The sequence below is a fragment of the Streptomyces sp. NPDC058291 genome, assembly GCF_042880855.1.
In the GTDB taxonomy this organism is placed as follows: domain Bacteria; phylum Actinomycetota; class Actinomycetes; order Streptomycetales; family Streptomycetaceae; genus Streptomyces.
Map to the genome: position 1 here is coordinate 1 of NZ_JBHVYK010000162.1, position 5851 is coordinate 5851.

Sequence of the window (5851 nt, forward strand, 5' to 3'; positions counted from 1 at the left end):
GCAGGACCCGGAGCCGGCGGTGCTCGGGCATCGGGCGGCGGTCGGGGGCGGCGTCGAACCAGTAGATCCGCAGCAGCGGCAGCCCGGTCTCAGCCGCGCGCCTCGGCCGCGAGTCAGCCGCGCCTCAGTCGCGCCGGTTCTCCGACGCCCACGCCTCGACCGCGTCGGCCGCCCGGTCGAACGCCTCGGGGCGCGCCAGGAAGTCCGCCCCGTGCGTGGTCAGCAGCGGCGCAGCCACGGCGGGCCGCTCCCGCCGGACGACGGTCAGGGCCTCGCCCTGGACCGTCCGCGGCAGCCCGAGCCAGCGCACCGGCTGCTGGACGGTCCGCACGGCCAGCACCCGGTCCCAGGGCAGCGTGCGGGTGCGCAGGAAGCTCACATGGCGCAGCCCGCGGTCGCTCACCCACACCCCGACCCGCAGCAACCGCAGGGCGGCGGCGATCACGACCAGGGAGCAGCCGAAGACCGTGCCCGCCTCGGACACCGAACCGGTCAGCGCGATGATGACGGCCGCGAACAGCACGTACGAGGCGAGCAGCAGCGCGAGCGCGGCCGCACCGACCCGCCAGGGACCTGGCCGGTAGGGTCGTCGCCAGCGCTCGCGGTCGTCGAAGGGCAACGCGACGTCGTCCGCTGCCTCGAATGCGCGGTCGGCCGTCAGGAAGGGCAGGGGCACGGCTGGTCCTCACTCGTCCATGCGTGGGCTGTGCCCGGTGAGGTTATCCGCCGCTGTCCCGCCTCACCACCTTCGGGGGCCCGGTGGCGTCGGCGTGGTGCTCAGCGCCCCTGGGACGCCTGCGACTGCGGCCCCGGCGAGGACGAGTGCTGACTCAGCGCCGGCATGCCGATGACCAGCGAGCCCACCAGCGCGGCCACGATGGTGAGCCCCAGCAGCCAGCGCCCGGCTATCTGGCTCACCGAGGACCGTTCGGGGGGCGGGGGAGTGACATTGCTCCGGAACCTGTCGGCCTCGGCGAGAAAGGCGAAGGGTACGGGCTCGCGCCGGCGGAACATGGTGGGTACGTCCTCCTGAGGAAAGTCGCGTGGACGCTGCCATGGGGACCTCGTCACTGGTTCAGACGAGCGGGTGCCCGAAAAGGTGCCCCATATCGGCAGACGTCCCGCACGAATTCCCCGGCACGCCCGCGGACGCCCGGCTCGGCGGCCCCCGTAGAGTTGTCGCCGCTCAGAAGACGCGACGGAAGGACCCCCGCACCGTGACCGACAGCCCCGCCGACGACCTCGAGCCCGGCTTCCTCAGCGACGTCACCGTCGAGCTGGTCAAGCACACCGCGTCCGACGCGGACGTGCTCTTCGCCGCCCGCGTCTCGACCGTCGGCGAGCAGTCCCTGGACGAACTGGGCAAGGACCCGGAACGCTCCAAGGGCCTGATCAACTACCTGATGCGGGACCGGCACGGCAGCCCGTTCGAGCACAACTCGATGACCTTCTTCATCAGCGCCCCGATCTTCGTGTTCCGCGAGTTCATGCGGCACAGGGTGGGCTGGTGCCTGCCGGGGGACGCCATGATCCGGGTCGGCACCGGCAAGAACGGCAAGGCCAAACGCATCGCGGACATTCATCGGGACTGGAAGATCGGTGTGCCCGATTCCATGGGGCGTACGCGCAGGCTGAAGTCCTGCCAGAACCTCCTGGCCGACACCATCGACCTGGAGACCGGGCTGGCGGAGAAGGCGCCCATGGTCGACGTCTTCGAGTCCGGCGTGAAACCGATCCTCAAGGTGTCGACGACGAACGGCAAGGCTCTGCGGTGCACCGCGGATCACCGTGTATGGACTCCCGACGGCTGGGTTCGTGCCGGCGATCTGCGCCCCGGTGACCGGATTGGACGATTGGGCCGCGTGGGGGTCGGAGAGCGGGTGGGCATCCCGAAGCGCCTGCGTGAGGGCATTCAGATCTGGACCACCGAGCAGCGAGCTGAGCTCGTCGCACCCATGGACCTCTGCTACATCTGCGACGAGAAGTTCGAGGCCAAGGACCTGGAGCTGGATCATGTCGTCCCGGTGGACGCCGATCTGACGAAGGCACTCGACGTCTCGAACTTGCGACCGGCCTGCAAGTCGTGTCACCAGCGGAAGACCAACGGGGAAGACGCGCCGATCGGGGCGCGCCGTCGTGCCCTCCAGAACGGTGTGCGTTGGGAGGCCGTCCTGTCCGTGGTGCCCGACGGGGAGGAGATGACCTACGACATCTCCATGCCGCCGCCGCATCACAACTTCATCGCGGACGGTTTCGTCGTACACAATTCGTACAACGAGGAGTCCGGGCGCTACCGGGAGCTCCAGCCCGTCTTCTACGTCCCCGGCGAGTCCCGCAAACTCGTCCAGCAGGGCCGTCCCGGAAAGTACGTCTTCGTCGAGGGCACGCAGGCCCAGCAGGAGCTCGTCAACCGCACTATGGAGGACTCCTACCGGCAGGCCTACGAGGCCTACCAGGAGATGCTCGCCGCCGGGGTCGCCCGCGAGGTCGCCCGGGCGGTCCTGCCGGTCGGGCTCTTCTCCTCGATGTACGCCACCTGCAACGCCCGCTCGCTGATGCACTTCCTCGGCCTGCGCACGCAGCACGAGCTGGCGAAGGTCCCCTCGTTCCCGCAGCGGGAGATCGAGATGGTGGGCGAGAAGATGGAAGCCGAGTGGGCCAAGCTCATGCCCCTCACCTACGCCGCCTTCAACGCCAACGGCCGAGTCGCCCCTTGAGGGACGCGGCGACGGAGACGTATGTACGGATCATCCGTGCGAAGTGTCCGTATTGCGGCATTTAGAGTTGTTCATCTAGCCTGATCAAACGGACCCGGCACTGCTTGAACCCCCGAGCAGGCAGTGCCGGGCTCCTCTTTTGTCATGACTTTCCGCACCCCCCGTGGGCAGACCCCACGGTGAGCAACGAGTAGCGTGTCACCCATGGCTCCGACCTCCACTCCGCAGACCCCCTTCGGGCGGGTCCTCACCGCCATGGTCACGCCCTTCACGGCGGACGGCGCACTCGACCTCGACGGCGCACAGCGGCTCGCCACCCACCTGGTGGACGCAGGCAACGACGGCCTGATCGTCAACGGCACCACCGGCGAGTCCCCCACCACCAGTGACGCGGAGAAATCGGACCTGGTACGAGCCGTCCTGGAGGCCGTCGGCGACCGCGCCCACGTCATCGCGGGCGTCGGCACCAACGACACCCACCACAGCGTGGAGCTGGCCCGAGCGGCGGAGAAGAGGGGCGCGCACGGCCTGCTGGTCGTCACCCCGTACTACAACAAGCCCCCGCAGGAGGGCCTGTACCGGCACTTCACCACCGTCGCCGACGCCGCCGGACTGCCGGTGATGCTCTACGACATCCCCGGCCGCAGCGGCGTCCCGATCAGCACCGAGACGCTGGTCCGCCTCGCCGCGCACCCGCGGATCGTCGCCAACAAGGACGCCAAGGGCGACCTGGGTCGCGCGAGCTGGGCCATCGCGCGCTCCGGCCTCGCCTGGTACTCCGGCGACGACATGCTGAACCTGCCGCTGCTGTCCGTGGGCGCGGTCGGCTTCGTCTCGGTGGTCGGCCACATGGTCACCCCGGACCTGTGCGCCCTCGTCGAGGCGTTCACCGCCGGCGACGTCCAGAAGGCGACGGAGATCCACCAGAAGCTGCTGCCCGTCTACACGGGTATGTTCCGCACCCAGGGCGTCATGACGACCAAGGCGGCGCTCGCCCTGCAGGGCCTGCCCGCAGGACCGCTGCGCTCGCCCATGGTCGAGTGCTCGCCCGAAGAGGTCGCGCAGCTCAAGATCGATCTTGCCGCGGGCGGGGTACAGCTCTGACAACGGACTTCACAACTGAATAAGCAGGCCACCGGTGCCTGCGATCCACCACGACAACTGCTTCTGCACGAACGTCATGCGCGCCACGTGCCCACCGGTACGTGGCGCGCGTGTTTGAGGAGAGTCTTTTGAGTCATCCGCATCCGCAACTCGCCCCGCCCCCGCCGCTGCCGGCGGGTGGCCTGCGGGTCACCCCGCTCGGCGGCCTCGGTGAGATCGGCCGGAACATGACGGTCTTCGAGTACGGCGGCCGCCTGTTGATCGTCGACTGCGGAGTGCTCTTCCCTGAGGAGGAGCAGCCCGGAATCGATCTGATCCTGCCGGACTTCACGTCCATCAGGAACCGCCTCGACGACATCGAGGGCATCGTCCTCACCCACGGTCACGAGGACCACATCGGCGCCGTCCCCTACCTCCTGCGGGAGAAGCCGGACATCCCGCTGATCGGCTCCAAGCTCACCCTCGCGCTCATCGAGGCCAAGCTCCAGGAGCACCGGATCCGCCCGTACACCCTCGAGGTGGCGGAAGGGCACCGGGAGCGCATCGGCCCGTTCGACTGCGAGTTCATCGCCGTCAACCACTCCATCCCGGACGCCCTCGCGGTCGCCATCCGCACGCCGGCCGGCATGGCGGTCCACACGGGCGACTTCAAGATGGACCAGCTCCCGCTGGACGGCCGTCTCACCGACCTGCACGCGTTCGCACGTCTGAGCGAGGAGGGCATCGACCTCCTCCTCTCCGACTCGACGAACGCCGAGGTCCCCGGTTTCGTGCCGCCCGAGCGGGACATCTCCAACGTCCTGCGCACGGTCTTCGGGAACGCCCGCAAGAGGATCATCGTGGCCAGCTTCGCCAGCCACGTCCACCGCATCCAGCAGATCCTGGACACCGCGCACGAGTACGGCCGCCGGGTCGCCTTCGTGGGCCGCTCGATGGTCCGCAACATGGGCATCGCCCGCGACCTCGGCTACCTGAAGGTCCCGCCGGGTCTGGTCGTGGACGTCAAGACGCTCGACGACCTCCCCGACCACGAGGTGGTCCTGGTCTGCACGGGATCCCAGGGCGAGCCGATGGCGGCCCTGTCCCGCATGGCCAACCGCGACCACCAGATCCGCATCGTCCCCGGCGACACGGTGATCCTGGCCTCCTCGCTCATCCCCGGCAACGAGAACGCGGTCTACCGCGTCATCAACGGCCTCACCCGCTGGGGAGCGAACGTCGTCCACAAGGGCAACGCCAAGGTGCACGTCTCGGGCCACGCGTCCGCGGGCGAGCTGCTGTACTTCTACAACATCTGCCGCCCGAAGAACCTGATGCCGGTCCACGGCGAATGGCGTCACCTGCGCGCCAACGCCGAGCTGGGAGCCCTGACCGGCGTTCCGCACGACCGCATCGTCATCGCGGAGGACGGCGTGGTCGTCGACCTCGTCGAGGGCAAGGCCAAGATCTCCGGCAAGGTCCAGGCGGGCTACGTCTACGTCGACGGCCTCTCGGTCGGCGATGTGGGCGAGCCGGCCCTCAAGGACCGGAAGATCCTCGGCGACGAGGGCATCATCTCGGTCTTCGTCGTCGTGGACTCGTCCACCGGCAAGATCACGGGCGGCCCGCACATCCAGGCCCGCGGCTCGGGCATCGAGGACTCGGCCTTTTCGGCCGTCACCCCGAAGATCGCCGAGGTCCTGGAACGCTCCGCGCAGGACGGCGTGGTGGAGCCCCACCAGATGCAGCAACTCATCCGCCGCACGCTGGGCAAGTGGGTGTCCGACACCTATCGCCGCAGGCCGATGATCCTCCCGGTCGTGGTCGAGGTCTGACCGACGCACGACCCGGCGTACGCGTGAACCAGGAGCGGGGCAACCCGATTTGCATCGGGCAGCCCCGCTCCAGTACGTTTACGGCTCCGCCCGAGCGGGAACGCATCGACGCCTTGCGCGTCGGGACCGATCCCGGGAGGGGCCGGGAAAACCGACTCAGAACTTCTGATAAAGTCGGAACCGCCGGAAAGGAAACCGCGAGAAAAGCGGGAACCT

The 5851-nt window shown here is 68.8% G+C and carries 5 protein-coding genes and 2 pseudogenes; 4 read left to right on the forward strand and 3 right to left on the reverse strand.

The window, feature by feature from the left end:
- From ACFVYK_RS37630 to ACFVYK_RS37640, 3 genes and pseudogenes are all read right to left on the reverse strand, one after another.
- Nucleotides 1-109 (reverse strand): annotated as a pseudogene (locus ACFVYK_RS37630) (NYN domain-containing protein); the annotation flags it as partial.
- Between the two features lie 15 nt (nt 110-124).
- Entirely contained in the window at nt 125-676 is a 552-nt protein-coding gene (locus ACFVYK_RS37635; protein WP_389781239.1) for a hypothetical protein, read from the reverse strand.
- Nucleotides 677-777: 101 nt separating this feature from the next.
- A complete protein-coding gene (locus ACFVYK_RS37640) occupies nt 778-1014 on the reverse strand; it encodes a hypothetical protein (protein WP_389781240.1) in 237 nt (78 codons plus the stop codon).
- 203 nt (nt 1015-1217) lie between these two features.
- On the opposite strand from ACFVYK_RS37640, the pseudogene ACFVYK_RS37645 reads away from it, so the two are divergent.
- From ACFVYK_RS37645 to ACFVYK_RS37660, 4 genes and pseudogenes are all read left to right on the forward strand, one after another.
- Nucleotides 1218-1508: pseudogene (locus ACFVYK_RS37645) on the forward strand (FAD-dependent thymidylate synthase); the annotation flags it as partial.
- 105 nt (nt 1509-1613) lie between these two features.
- Nucleotides 1614-2717, forward strand: a complete 1104-nt coding sequence (gene thyX, locus ACFVYK_RS37650; RefSeq protein ID WP_389781243.1) for an FAD-dependent thymidylate synthase — start codon at nt 1614-1616, stop codon at nt 2715-2717.
- 204 nt (nt 2718-2921) lie between these two features.
- Nucleotides 2922-3821 carry a 4-hydroxy-tetrahydrodipicolinate synthase gene (gene dapA / locus ACFVYK_RS37655; protein WP_389781241.1) on the forward strand — a complete coding sequence of 300 codons (900 nt, stop codon included), beginning with the start codon at nt 2922-2924 and terminating at the stop codon, nt 3819-3821.
- A gap of 128 nt (nt 3822-3949) precedes the next feature.
- Entirely contained in the window at nt 3950-5635 is a 1686-nt protein-coding gene (locus ACFVYK_RS37660; protein ID WP_389781242.1) for a ribonuclease J, read from the forward strand.
- The last annotated feature ends 216 nt before the right edge of the window (nt 5636-5851 follow it).

What these genes read in the sequence shown, in the direction of transcription:
- dapA (WP_389781241.1), top strand. Translation starts at nt 2,922, where the DNA reads ATGGCTCCGACCTCCACTCCGCAGACCCCCTTCGGGCGGGTCCTCACC.
- ACFVYK_RS37640 (WP_389781240.1), bottom strand. Translation starts at nt 1,014, where the DNA reads ATGTTCCGCCGGCGCGAGCCCGTACCCTTCGCCTTTCTCGCCGAGGCC.
- thyX (WP_389781243.1), top strand. Translation starts at nt 1,614, where the DNA reads ATGGGGCGTACGCGCAGGCTGAAGTCCTGCCAGAACCTCCTGGCCGAC.